At 60.9% G+C, this 13557-nt stretch carries 11 protein-coding genes and 1 pseudogene; 10 read left to right on the top strand and 2 right to left on the bottom strand.

Annotation, left to right across the window (positions count from 1 at the left end):
* Positions 1-165 precede the first annotated feature (165 nt).
* The 10 genes from NCS00_RS14800 to NCS00_RS14755 all read left to right on the top strand — a co-directional run bounded on the left by NCS00_RS14800 (position 166) and on the right by NCS00_RS14755 (position 11737).
* The gene (locus tag NCS00_RS14800; RefSeq protein ID WP_033536876.1) at positions 166-1449 is read left to right on the top strand and encodes a flippase; all 1284 of its coding nucleotides are present in this window, start codon (positions 166-168) and stop codon (positions 1447-1449) included.
* Positions 1450-1745: 296 nt separating this feature from the next.
* A complete protein-coding gene (locus tag NCS00_RS14795) occupies positions 1746-1907 on the top strand; it encodes a hypothetical protein (protein ID WP_160297408.1) in 162 nt (53 codons plus the stop codon).
* Positions 1908-2322: 415 nt separating this feature from the next.
* Positions 2323-3477 carry a glycosyltransferase gene (locus tag NCS00_RS14790; RefSeq protein ID WP_250440375.1) on the top strand — a complete coding sequence of 385 codons (1155 nt, stop codon included), beginning with the start codon at positions 2323-2325 and terminating at the stop codon, positions 3475-3477.
* A 10-nt stretch (positions 3478-3487) separates the two neighbouring features.
* Positions 3488-4567 (top strand): glycosyltransferase family 4 protein, encoded by a 1080-nt coding sequence (locus tag NCS00_RS14785; protein WP_250440374.1) that lies wholly within the window; start codon positions 3488-3490, stop codon positions 4565-4567.
* A 66-nt stretch (positions 4568-4633) separates the two neighbouring features.
* Entirely contained in the window at positions 4634-5737 is a 1104-nt protein-coding gene (locus NCS00_RS14780) for a glycosyl hydrolase (protein ID WP_250440373.1), read from the top strand.
* 506 nt (positions 5738-6243) lie between these two features.
* Positions 6244-8595 (top strand): polysaccharide biosynthesis tyrosine autokinase, encoded by a 2352-nt coding sequence (locus NCS00_RS14775; RefSeq protein ID WP_008354028.1) that lies wholly within the window; start codon positions 6244-6246, stop codon positions 8593-8595.
* A 138-nt stretch (positions 8596-8733) separates the two neighbouring features.
* Positions 8734-8979, top strand: coding sequence for a hypothetical protein (locus NCS00_RS14770; RefSeq protein WP_144403777.1), 246 nt, complete (start codon positions 8734-8736; stop codon positions 8977-8979).
* Positions 8980-9063: 84 nt separating this feature from the next.
* On the top strand, positions 9064-10479 hold the full coding sequence (locus tag NCS00_RS14765; protein WP_008354030.1) for a hypothetical protein: 1416 nt from the start codon (positions 9064-9066) through the stop codon (positions 10477-10479).
* Between the two features lie 107 nt (positions 10480-10586).
* Positions 10587-10928, top strand: coding sequence for an FKBP-type peptidyl-prolyl cis-trans isomerase (locus NCS00_RS14760; RefSeq protein WP_008354031.1), 342 nt, complete (start codon positions 10587-10589; stop codon positions 10926-10928).
* Positions 10929-10939: 11 nt separating this feature from the next.
* Complete coding sequence (locus NCS00_RS14755) at positions 10940-11737, top strand: helix-turn-helix transcriptional regulator (protein WP_250440371.1); 798 nt, start codon at positions 10940-10942, stop codon at positions 11735-11737.
* Here the strand turns inward: NCS00_RS14755 and NCS00_RS14750 are convergent.
* Both NCS00_RS14750 and purF read right to left on the bottom strand, forming a co-directional pair.
* Positions 11719-11820 (bottom strand): annotated as a pseudogene (locus NCS00_RS14750) (PLP-dependent transferase); the annotation flags it as partial. The gene NCS00_RS14755 and the pseudogene NCS00_RS14750 sit on opposite strands and share 19 nt — an antisense overlap.
* Before the next feature lie 113 nt (positions 11821-11933).
* A complete protein-coding gene (gene purF / locus NCS00_RS14745; protein ID WP_008354035.1) occupies positions 11934-13481 on the bottom strand; it encodes an amidophosphoribosyltransferase in 1548 nt (515 codons plus the stop codon).
* Positions 13482-13557 lie beyond the last annotated feature (76 nt).

The raw sequence follows: 13557 nt of genomic DNA, 5'->3' as shown, positions 1-13557 counted from the left end.
CCTCTTTGGCCCGCGCCGCATTGACGGCAATACGTACGAGCGAAACTAATCGCTTCATGCGTTGTCACGCAATGGCCCGCCCGTAACGGGCGAGCATGCAGGGTTCGTAGCCCTGCGTCATAGTCATAAGATCAAGCTGCGCTAAAGCCGGGGAAAAACCGTTCAATGGCTTCATTTCGAAAGAACTTCACGATATTGATGACGCTGCAGGTATCCACATACCTCGCACCGTTGCTGACGCTGCCATGGCTCGCGCGCGTCCTCGGCCCCAGCGAATACGGACGCCTTTCGTTCGGCCTCGCCTTCACCGCATACTTCATCTCAATCACCAATTACAGCTTTTCGCTGACCGCGACGCCGAAGATCTCGATCAATCGTCAGAGCCGCGAAATGCGCTCGAAGCTGTTCTGGGAAACCATCGTCACGCAGGCCGCGCTTGCATTGGCTGGCTTCTTCGTTGTCATCGCGCTGACGTCGGTCGTACCTTATCTGCAAGAGAACCGCGAGTTGCTTCTCATCGGCTATGGTCAGGCAGTCGGTGCAATGTTAATTCCGACGTGGTACTTTCAGGGCATCGAAGATCTCGGCATGTTGAGCCTGTTCGTATTCATCGGACGTGCCCTCAGCATTCCTGCGATGTATCTCTTCGTGCGCGAGCATGACGACGTCCATAAGGCGATGGCCGTCAATGCTCTGGTGCCGCTGCTGTCGGGCATCGCAATTTGCACGTACCTTTATCTGCGGCGCGAGCTCGACTTCGTGCGCGTGTCGCTCCGTACCATCGTCGTTCGTCTGAAGGACGGATGGAGCGTATTCATGGCGACGTCGATCGTCGACATCTATGCATCGAGCAACATCGTGCTCCTGACATTTATTTCGGGTAATGTTGCAGCAGGTTATTTCGCCGCGGCCGACAAGCTGATCCGTGCCGCGTTGAACATGCTTCAGCCGCTCAAGACCGCAGCCTATCCGCGCGTGAGCTTTCTCATGCATCACGCAAAGGATGATGCGTTTGCATTCCTGCGCAAGATGTTCGTCGTGCAAGGCCTGATCGTGTCGCTGATCTCGGTGTGCATCTTCTTCGGCGCGCCGCTTGCAGTAAAACTCTTGTATGGGCCGAAGTTCTTGCCTACCGTAGAGGTGTTGCGCTGGATGGCATTCGTGCCGTTGATGGTCGGCCTGACGGATCTGTTCGGTGTTCAGACGATGCTGCCGCTCGGCATGAAGGCACAGTTCAGCCGCGTGCTGATGGCCTCCGCGGTACTGAATTTCAGCTTGCTTGCCGTGCTGGCGAAGCTCTTCGGCGAGCAGGGCGCGGCGGCTACGGTGCTGATCGTCGAGACGCTGGTTGCTGCGGCCATGGCCTTCACGCTGCATCTGCAAGGCGTGCCGTTGCTCAAGCGTCAGCGCCCGATCGCGGGAGGAAGTGCCGGGTCTGAAACGACGTGAACCCTATCGGGAAATACGTCGTAGCTAATAAGCTTTCCCAGGCTGCATATTCGCTTTTCCATAAATGTGAAACTGGCGTGTTAAAAACAGTAACAAGTGATTCTAATTGGTAACGCATTTATCGAATCACGCGCTTTAACAAAGCTTTGTTTTGCACCCGAAGAGCGCAGCGGATGCTTTCGACTTGCGCTCTACTCCAAAGTTGCATTTAAGTATGTGAGTCAACGAACCGACCTATGCAGGTCGAGTCGTTATCTTAATGGTATGAGCAGCATTTAATTAAGAGAGCCTGCAGAATGGAAACAGAAGAAATGTCGGTCGAGCATGTACAAAGGCTGGCCGATCAGGCCGAGAGCCTGCGCATGCAGTCGGTCGCGGTACCGCTCAAGGATCTGCAGATCCTTCTGCAGATTTGCGAGACGGCGATAGCTCAGCAGAATGCTGCGGCCGCCAAATAAGCTTTATTTTCCGTATTCGTCAGCACGATTTCGCTGACTTCACGATGTTTCCAAAAAAGACCGACATCGGGGCGCCCATCCGACCAAAGCTGATTGGTCCGGGAGCTTGCGGCAGGTAAATCCAGGCTTGTCATCAGGCTTGACGGGGCTCTTGGCATCCCCGTGCGCAAGGAACGAGTAATGCTATGCCGGATCTCGTGTGTGCTTTTCGGACGCGTATTTAAATCGTGCGATTAGTACTCGCCACGCATATCCCGGCTTTTTGACGCGTTCCTCGAAGTGGCCATGAACCGCCGCTTCGGATGCGTTCGCCCTGCGTGAACGTATCACGTCATTTTTCCATAACGACTAGACCATTCCTTCTCATTGCGTATCGCCGCGGGCGCTCGGCGCAACGCCATTCGAAGAGTTGAATATGAAAGAGATCGTCCATATCACCGAAGCCTTCGGCGGCGGTGTACTGTCCATGCTGACGCAGCTTTCCAATCGCGCGGCGGCCGCTGGCGTCGGCGTAACGATCCTTCATTCGATCCGGCAAGAAACACCCAATAATTTCGCCAAGCTCTTCCATCCGGCAGTAAAGCTAACCTACGTCAGCATGTTCCGCGAAGTGAGCGTGAAGAATGACCTGACGAGTCTCTGGAGCCTCGTCCGCAAGTTGAAGGAGTGCGATCCATCGGTGATCCATCTGCATTCGTCGAAGGCGGGCGTTCTCGGACGCGCGGCCGCGCGCATCGCCGCGCCGCGCGCACGCGTGTTCTATTCGCCGCACGGTCTCGCGTTCCTGCGCCGCGACGTGTCGCCCGCGAAGCAGTTTGCTTATCTGAGCTTCGAGCGCATCGCCGCGAAGCTCGGCGGCACCATCGTCGCGTGTTCGAAAAGCGAGCTCTCGGAGATCGAAACGAAGATGCATGCGCGACGTGCCCGCATGATCGAAAACGGCGTGAACGTTCCGGAGATTCCGCCGCGCGTCGACACGAACGCGGGCGGCATCGTCATCGGCATGAGCGGCCGTGCGATGTTTCAAAAGAACCATGAAGCGTTCGTGAAGCTCGCGAGCGAGTTGTCCAACCCTTCGGTGCGCTTCCTGTGGATCGGCGGCAACGAAACCGAATTGCCCGCCGACACGCCCAAGGATGCCGTCGCGTGCAGCGGCTGGGTCACGCGCGATCGGGCGCTCGAACTCACGGCTGGGCTCGATATCTATGTGCAGACGTCGCGGTGGGAAGGCATGCCTATCGCACTCATCGAGGCGCAGGTCGCGGGCATTCCCGCCGTCGTCACCGATGTGGTCGGCAATCGCGATGTCGTGCAGCACGGCGTGACCGGCTTCGTTGCATCGAACATGGAGGATATGGCGAAGTACATCGCGATGTTGCGCGATGACCCGTCGTTGCGCGCACGCATGGGGGCCGCAGCGAGAGCATCCGCAAGCAAGCGCTTCTCGATGGACGCGATCTTCCGTCAATGGCTTTCGATGTACGAGTTCGGCTCCGACAAGCCCACGCGCGAACCGCTCGGCGCGAACGAGGTTGCATCGTATGAAACCAGCTCCGATTCACAGTTCTGACGCCCTGCACATGGATACGACAATCGCCACGAACAAGCTCGTCTATAACGGCCGCTTCACGAGCCAGAAGACCACCGGTGTGCAACGCGTCGCGCGCGAACTCGTCGCCGCGCTAGGAAAGTTGCCGCAAGGCTCGCATGTGACGCTCGCGGTGCCGCCGCAGGACGGACTCGATCCCGTGCAAGGCGTTCAGACCGTCAAGCTCGGCTTCGGCAAGGGCGTCTTCTGGGAGCAGATCGTCCTGCCGCTCTTCGCGGGGCGCTCGCGTATCGTGAATCTTTCGAACTCGGGTTCCATCTTCCGCCCGAACCAGATCATCTACATGCACGATGCCGCGGTGTTCGATACGCCCGCGCATTTTTCGTGGAAGTTTCGCACCTGGTATCACGTGATGTTCTGGATTCTCGCGCGCACGTCGAGCTGCGTGCTGACGAATTCGAAGTTCTCGCGCGACCGGCTCGCGCATCATGTCGGCGTGCCGGCGGAGCGTATCGGCGTGGTGCCGCTCGCGGCCGATCACCTCGATCACATCACGCCCGATCTTTCGGTGATCGACGAGCTCAAGCTCACGAAGCGGCGTTACGTGCTCGCCGTGAGCAGCATGAATCCGACGAAGAACTTCAAGCGCCTCGTCGAGGCGTTCATGCGTCTGAGCGATCCGTCGATCGATCTCGTGATCGTCGGCATGAAGAACGCCGCGATCTTCGGCAAGGCGCACGATCTGTCGAGCGCGCCGAACATCAAGCAGGCGGGCTATGTCAGCGACGAAAAACTGCGGGCGCTCTACCAGAATGCGGCGTGCTTCCTCTATCCTTCAATCTACGAAGGCTTTGGCATTCCGCCGCTCGAAGCCATGCGCAACGGTTGCCCGACACTCGTCGGACGCGCGGCCGCATTGCCGGAAACGTGCGGCGATGCATCGATCTATTGCGACCCGTACTCGGTCGAAGACATTTCGAACAAGTTGCGCGAGCTGCTGGATTCGCCTGAACTGAGCGAAGACCTGAGACGTCGCGGCCTCGCGCATGCCGAGCGCTTCCGGTGGACGGAAAGCGCCCGCTTGCTGATGCAGTTCATCGACAAGCCATGATGGCAACGACGTCACATCATTCCCACGCGCCCGCCGAAGCACGGCGCGCGCTTACATGAGGGCCGAATGTCGATGCGAACTCTGGTGGCTGCCGTCTCGCTCTTCGGTGCGCTGTGCTGCGCATCCGTTCTGATCTATGCGCGCAGCGGCACGTCCGACGCCTATTCCAGCAAGCACTCGACAACCCACAAGGCGGACGCCGCGAGCAGCGCGACGCCCAGGATCGCGTGCGGAAACGGATCGACGGGTGTGTTCTACGGCATCGCGGGACATCTGGAACATCACGGCGCCTACGGCACGAGCGATTACGACTTGCAGATTTCACAGCTCCGCGATCTCGGCGTCACGATGTATGCGCAGGATGTATCGAGTGAACGAAGCGCGCATATGGTGGCGGATTTCGCGCGCGCGGCGGCGAAGCAATGCATCGGCGTACTCGCGCTCGTCACGCCCTTCGAGCCGGAAAAGCGCGCGAACGAGCAGGAAACTTTCGAGCGCGGCTATGCGCTCGGCAAGACGGCGGGAAGCGTGCTGAAGGGACTCGTAACGTACTACCAGGTCGGCAACGAATACGACAACTGGTCGATACTCGGCTCGGATCGCAGCGGCGAGCATCCGCAGGACTACGACAACGCGATGTTCATGAAGGCGCGCGGCTCGATCCTCGGTCTGATCAAAGGCATACGTGAGACGAATCCCGACGCGAAGATCCTGCTGACATCGTTCAGCTGGCTGCATTACGGCTTCACGGACATGCTGTATGCGGGCACGCAGCCCGACGGCTCGCGCGGCCATCCGATTCCGCAGTGGGATATCACTGCATGGCATTGGTATTCGAACATGGGTTCGATCACGGCGGCGGGCGACAAGAAGGTCAACGTGCTCGAACGCCTGCGCGACAGTTATGGCAAGCCGATCTGGATCACCGAGTACGGCGTGCGGCCCACGCACGCGGACCCGGGGGGCTATCTCATCGGCAAGGACGCATTGAAGGGATTCGTGTCGCTCGCGAAGACCTACAACATCCAGAACGTGACGTTGTACGAGCTATACGACGATCAGCGCTTTGGCGGCGATGGCAACTACGGCGTGATCCACGATGACGGTAAAACGCGCAAATCGCGCTTCAATACGGTGCGCGACTTCATCAAGGCCAATCCGATGCCATGAAACCGCAATCTATTCGTGTTACGAATGAAGTATGGGCGGAACTTGCGATTATCGCGTGAAAATGGGCTTGCGCAACCGGCGACCCCACGCTTATAACGCCCGCAACGTTCGCTACATAACAGACGCATGCAGTTTGTGTCCGGAAGATAGACTCAGCACCGTTTTTTCCGGACTCAACGTATCGTTTTACAGCAAGCGATTCGTAGGGCTTCGCGAGTTTCATCCGCCGAATCCCGAGACGCGGTTCTGAGGCACGGAGTGTGCTTCCAAGGAATATCGCACTCCGACGAGCCAACGCGCTTCGTCACGCGAACTCGAAGCATCGCGCGCTTCGCCCGCTTTTAAGAGCCTTTCGCGTCTTTAGTCTGTCTGGAAGTTCCGACGGCCCTGCGCCGGATCAAATAACACGTAAGACGTACCGCGGACATGTCGCGCGGGCTTTCTGTTTTTTCTCGGCCCGGGAAACAACGCTCAACTTATCGACTTATCGAACTGAGGACGCGCCATTGAACACCCTCTATGTCAACTCCGGATCCTCGCGCCCTGGCAAGGACGACGGCGAATTCACCGCGGGCGACATGCTCAGGCTCCTGCGCGATCACCTTGGCATGCTGTTCCTGTTCATCGGGATCACGGCCGCGCTCGCGACCGCCTATGCGTTTCTTGCCACGCCCATCTATTCGTCGGATGTCGTGGTGCGGGTCGATCCACCTGATCCGAACGCGCTCGGCATCGCGCCGCAAAACCAGGCGCAGATGCAGCAGGCTCAACCCACGGCCACGCAGCTCGCGCCCGCGGAAATCTCCGTGATGCAGAGCCGCTCCGTGCTCGAACCGGTCGTGAAACAGTTCCACTTCGACATCAAGGTCAAGCCGGACACGTTCCCGGTGCTCGGTCAGATCGCTTCGTTGTTCGCGAAGAAGGGACATCTCTCCCCGGCATGGTTCGGCATGGATTCGTACGGATGGGGCGGCGAGTCGCTGCAGATCGGCCGCCTCGATGTGCCGCCTTCGCTCGAAGACCAGAAGCTCGACTTCGTTCTGCTCGACAACAACCAGTACGAACTCCGCGACCCCGACGGCGCGGTGCTCGTGCGTGGCACGATCGGTCGTCCGGCATCGGCGAACGGCGTGTCCATTCTCGTCAATAGCGCGCTCGGTCATCCGGGCGTGCACTTCGACGTGACGCGCCTCAACACGCTCGACGCGATCGCGATGATGAAGAAGACGATGAAGGTCGCCGAGTCCGCGAAAGACACGGGCGTCGTGCAGATCACGTTCAACGCCGACGATCCCGCGCTGACCGCCGATGTCGCGAACGCGCTCGGCCAGGCGTATCTGACGGCAGCCGTGCACGCGCGTCAGGCCAACGACACGAAGACGCTCGAATTCATTCGCGGAGAATTGCCGCGCCTCGAAAGCGATCTGCGTCGCGCGGAAAGCAACTTGAGCGCGTTCCGTTCGAAGTCGCAATCGGTGACGCCGCTCAACGAAGCGCAGGCCTATCTGCAAGGCAGCATCACGTCGATGCAGCAACTCGCGACGCTCAAGCTGCAACGCACGCAACTCTTGCAGCGTTTCCAGCCCACCAGCCCGCAAGTCGTCAATCTCGATCAGCAGATCGCGGAGCTCGAAGCATCGAACAAGCAGATTCAGCAGCGCTTCGACAGCATGCCCTCGTCCGAGCGCCAGAACGCGACGCTCACGCGCGATGCGCGCGTGGCCGAAACCATCTACATGGGGATGGTGAACAAGGCGCAAGAGCTGTCCGTGCGCCGCGCAAGCACGAGCGGCGGCGCGCATATCGTCGATAACGCGCTGCGTCCGTATCGTCCGGTGAAACCGAACAAGGCGCTCGTGATCGCCGCGGGCACGGGTCTCGGCTTTTTCATCGGCACGTTCTTCATCTTCCTGCGCCGCCACGCGATGATCGGTGTGACCGATCCGATGTTCGTCGAGCGCCGTCTTTCGGTGCCGGTACTGGGCGAAGTGCTGTATAGCCGTCAGCAGGCGATGCTCGATCACGAGATTGCGGTATCGCCCGTGGAGCACGCGCCGCTCACCTACTCCGGCGCGCAGGACGGCGGCGCGCCGAAGGCGTTGCCGCATATTCATCTGCCAGAGCACGACGCGTTCGCGATGCCGCACGTCGCCGACACGGACCGCGACGCCCGCGTGCTGGCGACGCGCTTCCCGCACGATCCGGCCGTCGAGGCGCTGCGTGCGGTGCGTACCGAGCTGTATCGCGATCTCGCCAATGCGCCGAACAATATCGTGATGCTGACGGGCCCGATTCCGTCCGCGGGCAAGAGCTTCGTCGCGGCGAATCTTTCGGTGCTGCTCGCGGAAATCGGCCTGCGCGTGCTGCTGATCGACGGCGACATGCGGCGCGGCCACATCGCATCGTTCTTCAAGCAGTCGAATCCGGGCGGTCTCTCGGAAGTGCTGAAGGGCGAACTCGCGCTCGGCGATGCGATCCGTTATGTCGGCGTGCCGGGACTGTCGTTCATGTCGTGCGGCGGCTATCCGGAGAATCCTTCCGAACTTTTGATGATGCCGGGCTTCCGCAACATGCTCGCGCGCATGAGCGATCAGTTCGACCTCGTGATCGTCGATACGCCGCCGTTCCTCGTCGTCACCGACGCGGCGATCGTGGCGAGCGATGCGGGTTCGACCGTGCTCGTGCTGCGCTCCGGCATCCAGAGCGAGGAAGAGATCGAGGAAACCGTGAAGAAGGTGCAGCGTTCGGGCGGCAGGCTCGTCGGCTCGGTCTTCAACGCGATTCCGCGACGCCCGAGCAATCGCCGCAGTTATGGTTACGCGGCGGCATATACGAGCACGTTCAAGTCGATGACCTAACCGCGGCGCATAATCGAGCGCAGCGGATGAAGCATCGCGCCGCGTGCCTGTCACGCGGCGCTTCACGTTGTAACGGTGGAATCTGCACGGACTTCCGATGTAAGCACGTCGTCAACCGGGTCGATGAGAGAGACGCATATGAGCGGACATTTTTCATTCGGGCATCGGCTCGTGCACTGCCCGCGTTGCCGCAGGCAAGTGGGCGCGACGTTGAGCGTGTGTCCGCATTGCGATTTTCATCGCGTGCGAAAGGCGCGACCCGAGCGGCAGTTGCCGCCGCCCGTGCAAGAACCGGTCGTCATCCGGCGCGCGCCGCTCGTGTCGCTGCGTTCCGCGCTCGTGATCCTGCTCGCGCTCCTGGCGACGTTCCGGCCCAGAGTGTGAGCGTGCCGACGATTCATCCGGCAGGCGTTTTGCTCCCGATAACGAACGACAGCCCGTCATGAAGCGGGCGCATCCTACCCTTCGATGATGAAAGATAAAGCGTCGCTGACCGACCTCTACTACCGAATCTGGGCCTTCGCGATGCCGGTGACGTCGTTTCTCGTCATGCCATCGATTCAGGGCACGACGATCGGCTATCTGATGTGCTTCCTGTCCGTGCCGCTCGTGCTGCTGTTCGGCGGGCGCGCGCGCAAGAACTGGATGCACTTCGTGATCGCGGCGATCGCGGTCTGGCTGCTGATGGTCTGCACCTCCCAGCTCGCGGACGTCATGGCGCCCTTCGATCCCGACTTCAGCAAGATCTCGCTCGTCGACGACACCGATCCCCTCACGTTCATCATGCGCAAGAGCATGTTCACGCAGTCGCTTTACGTGGCGGCGGTCGTGCTCTATGCGGCGTATGTGTACCACTATTACAAGCCGACCTGGGACCAGTGGATTCTCGCGGCCGTCACGCTGCTCGCGATTTACGGCATTTACGAAGTGGCGTACTTCATCGCGACGGGACAGCCGGGCGACTTCATCTCGAACCGCGCATTCGGCGATCAGTTCGGCAAGGGCATCGTGCGTTCGGACGGCACGGTGAACGGCAGTTCCTTCCAGCAGATCGACATCAAAGGCTTTCCGATCCAGCGCTTGAAAGCGCTGACAGGCGAGCCGTCGATGTACGCCATGTCCATCTTCCCGTTCTGGGTCTACTTCAACGCGACGTCGCGCGTGCGCTGGCCGGTGTGGGTGATCGGACTGTCGCTTCTGATGACCACTTCGTCGACGGTGCTGATCGGCTATGCGGTGTATTCGCTGATCCGCGTGCGCAAGCTCGGCATCAACCCGGTGAAGGCGCTGATCGGACTTTTCGTGCTGTGCGTGATCGGGTATCTGCTGCAGGATTACATCGCCGAGCTCTTCAAGCAGATGGTGACCGACAAGCTCGAAGCGAAGACCGAGTCGGGTTCCGACCGCAGTCTGCTGTTCCTTCACTCGATGCAACTGTGGCTCGATCTCGCGCCGCTCAATAAGCTCTTCGGCATCGGCTTCGGCTATGTGCGCTCGACCGATCTCTTCTCGACGCTGCTCGTCAATACCGGCATCATCGGCACGGTCTTCATCAGCGCGTTGATGCTGTACCCCGCGTTCAAGCTCGACTGGGATCCGCGCGGCATGGCGCTGCGCCAGTGCTGCGCCGCGACCTGGACGATGATGATGGTGTCCGTGCCCGAGTTCGCCTATCTCGCGCCGTGGACGCTCGTCGCGATGGCCTATGTCCGCGTGCGCGCGCTGAAGATCGCGAGGCAGCAGATCGGCGATCAGGCCGCCGCCGCCGCGATGCATGATTCGCAAGACGGCGCGTCGATCGGCACCGCGATCGGCCGGCACGTAAGGCCGGAAATCGGCACACGCATCGGTTCGCGCTTCGGGCCGCACAGCCGTCATCTGTAATCGACGCGGCGCTTCCGGGCGCCGCCCGCTTCCCTGCGACGTTCTACAATGTCGGTTTCGACCACCGGTTCATCCATCGCCGATGACCGGGCAACCAGGGAGCAACCATGTCGACTGTCACGACCGATTCCGGTCTCAAATACGAAGACGTCACCGTTGGCGAAGGCACTGAAGCCGTCGCCGGCAAGACCGTCAGCGTGCATTACACGGGCTGGCTCACGGACGGCCAGAAGTTCGATTCGAGCAAGGACCGCAACGACCCCTTCGCCTTCGTGCTGGGCGGCGGCATGGTCATCAAGGGCTGGGACGAAGGCGTGCAGGGCATGAAAGTGGGCGGCGTGCGCCGTCTCACGATTCCGCCGCAACTCGGCTACGGCGCGCGCGGCGCGGGCGGCGTGATTCCGCCCAACGCCACGCTCGTGTTCGAAGTGGAACTGCTCGACGTCTGAGCGTTTTCCGCATGAGCGAGCCGCTTCATCGTCCTGCCGTGTCGTTGCGCCGCTATGAGGCGGCGCAGGCGTCGGACGTGCACGACTTTCATCAGATCGTGCTCGGCCTCGACGGGTCGATGGAGATGGCCGTCGACGGCAACGGCGCACGCATCGATTGCAGGGGTGCGTGGATCATCCCGGCGGGCGCGCGCCACGATTACTGGGCCGAGGGCGACAATCGCCAGCTCGTGCTCGATCTGCCCGCCACGTCCGTCGCGGTGCCCGAGCGCTACTTCGAACGGGCGCGCGCGATCGTCATCGATCCGCGCATCACGCAAGCCGTCGCCGATGTCGCCCGTCGCGCGCATCTCGCGGATGCGCATCTCGCGGACCGCTTCGCATGGCAAGCGGCTGCGCATCTGTGCGGCGCGCTGATGCACGACACCGACGATTCCATCGACGCGATGCGCGGCCTCGATTTCGCGCGCATCGACCAATGGTTGCGCTCGCAACTATCGGCGCCGCTGCGTATCGCCGATCTCGCCGCGCATTGCGGCTTCGGCATGCGGCGCTTTCATCAGCTCTTCAACGAAGCGTTCGGCGAGACGCCGCATCGCTATCTGCATCGGCTGCGGCTCGACACCGCGTTGACGTTGCTCGCCGACTCGCGCGCGTCGCTCACCGATATCGCGCTCGATGTCGGTTTCGCCGATCAAAGCGCGTTCACGCATGCGTTCTCGAAACGCTTCGGCATCTCGCCGGGGCAATGGCGCAACGGCGGTTCATCCGATTCACGCGACAGACCGGCGCGTATGACGGATGCGTGATAGCGCGCGATTTCGAGCGCATTCGCCGATTGCTTCTCGACGCGCAACCCGAGCGTCTCCATGCCATTCAACAGCACCCACGCAAGCGCTTGGCCGCTTCCGCCGCGCTCGAAAAGCAGAAGCTCGAAGGCTCGAGACGCAAAAAAGCTCGCTTGGTCCTTGCAGACGAAGCGGGCTCGTTCGAAGCGCCGAAAACTTACTCGACCGATAGTTGCAAATGCAACTGTGAGCGCGCCATGCCGCCCTCTTGCGCGTCGCTCGCAGCATCGCGATCCGACTGCGATTGCGGCGCAAGACGTGCGGACTCGATGCGATCGAGATAATCGGTCGTCACGTCGCCAGTGATGTAGTTGCCGTCGAAGCACGACGCTTCGAATTCCTTCAACGCCGGATTGATGTCGCGGATCGCGTTCTTCAGGTCTTCCACGTCCTGATAGACGAGATAATCCGCGCCGATCATGCGTGCGACTTCCTCATCGCTGCGGCCGTGCGCAACGAGTTCGCCGCGCGTCGGCATGTCGATGCCGTACACGTTCGGGAACTTCACCGGCGGCGCGGCGGACGCGAAGATCACTTTGTTCGCGCCGGCATCGCGGGCCATCTGCACGATTTCATGCGAGGTCGTGCCGCGCACGATGGAATCGTCGACGATCAGCACGTTCTTGCCCTTGAACTCGATGCCCATCGCGTTGAGCTTCTGACGCACCGATTTCTTGCGCACCGCCTGACCCGGCATGATGAAGGTGCGGCCCACGTAGCGGTTCTTGAAGAAGCCTTCGCGATACTCCACGCCGAGCTTCGCGGCGACCTGCATCGCGGCGGGGCGCGACGAGTCGGGAATCGGCATGACGACGTCGATCGGCACATCCGGCAGCACGCGCTTGATTTTCTCGGCGAGGTAATCGCCCATGCGCAGACGCGCGTTGTAGACCGGCACGCCGTCGAGGCACGAATCCGGACGCGCGAGATACACGAGCTCGAAAATGCACGGATTGAGCTCGGGCTTCTCGGCGCATTGGTGGCTGTGCAGATTGCCTTCCGCGTCGATGAAAATCGCTTCGCCCGGTTCGACATCGCGCACGAATTCGAAGCCGATGCCTTCGATCGCCACCGATTCCGACGCGACCATCCACTCGACGCCCGTCGACGTTTCGAGCTTGCCGAGCACAAGCGGACGAATGCCGAACGGATCGCGGAACGCGACGAGACCGTAGCCCGCGATCAGCGAGACGATCGCGTACGAGCCCTTCACACGGCGATGCACGCCCGCGACGGCTTTCCACAGCGCGGTCGCATCGAGTTGCAGGCCCGAGCTCGCGAGCTGCAGTTCGTGCGCGAAGACGTTGAGCAGCACTTCGGTGTCGGATGCGGTGTTGATGTGCCGGCGGTCGATGCGGAACATCTCGTCCTTCAGCTGCATCCAGTTCGTCAGATTGCCGTTATGCGCGAGGATGATGCCGAACGGCGCATTCACGTAGAACGGTTGCGCTTCTTCCTCGCTCGATGCGGACCCGGCGGTCGGATACCGCACCTGGCCGATGCCGACGTTGCCCGGCAGACTGCGCATGTTGCGCGTGCGGAACACGTCGCGCACCATGCCGTTGGCTTTGTGCATGTGGAAGTTATTGCCGTTCGCCGTGGCGATGCCCGCCGCGTCCTGTCCGCGATGCTGGAGCAGGAGCAAGCTGTCATAGATCAGCTGATTGACGGGACTTTGGGAAACTACACCTACGATGCCGCACATGGCATGGTCCTTCAAAGAGTCGAAACGGGTAGACAAGGCGTTGCCCGGATCTCTTCGACGCTTCTCTCAAAAACTG

The sequence above is a fragment of the Caballeronia sp. AZ1_KS37 genome (assembly GCF_023631165.1).
GTDB classification, from domain to species: Bacteria; Pseudomonadota; Gammaproteobacteria; order Burkholderiales; family Burkholderiaceae; genus Caballeronia; species Caballeronia zhejiangensis.
This window is presented reverse-complemented; position numbering and strand designations above follow the sequence as displayed.

Coding starts and splice junctions, on each gene's coding strand:
- NCS00_RS14800 (WP_033536876.1), top strand. CDS start 166: ATGGCTTCATTTCGAAAGAACTTCACGATATTGATGACGCTGCAGGTA.
- NCS00_RS14795 (WP_160297408.1), top strand. CDS start 1,746: ATGGAAACAGAAGAAATGTCGGTCGAGCATGTACAAAGGCTGGCCGAT.
- NCS00_RS14790 (WP_250440375.1), top strand. CDS start 2,323: ATGAAAGAGATCGTCCATATCACCGAAGCCTTCGGCGGCGGTGTACTG.
- NCS00_RS14785 (WP_250440374.1), top strand. CDS start 3,488: ATGGATACGACAATCGCCACGAACAAGCTCGTCTATAACGGCCGCTTC.
- NCS00_RS14780 (WP_250440373.1), top strand. CDS start 4,634: ATGTCGATGCGAACTCTGGTGGCTGCCGTCTCGCTCTTCGGTGCGCTG.
- NCS00_RS14770 (WP_144403777.1), top strand. CDS start 8,734: ATGAGCGGACATTTTTCATTCGGGCATCGGCTCGTGCACTGCCCGCGT.
- NCS00_RS14765 (WP_008354030.1), top strand. CDS start 9,064: ATGATGAAAGATAAAGCGTCGCTGACCGACCTCTACTACCGAATCTGG.
- NCS00_RS14760 (WP_008354031.1), top strand. CDS start 10,587: ATGTCGACTGTCACGACCGATTCCGGTCTCAAATACGAAGACGTCACC.
- NCS00_RS14755 (WP_250440371.1), top strand. CDS start 10,940: ATGAGCGAGCCGCTTCATCGTCCTGCCGTGTCGTTGCGCCGCTATGAG.
- purF (WP_008354035.1), bottom strand. CDS start 13,481: ATGTGCGGCATCGTAGGTGTAGTTTCCCAAAGTCCCGTCAATCAGCTG.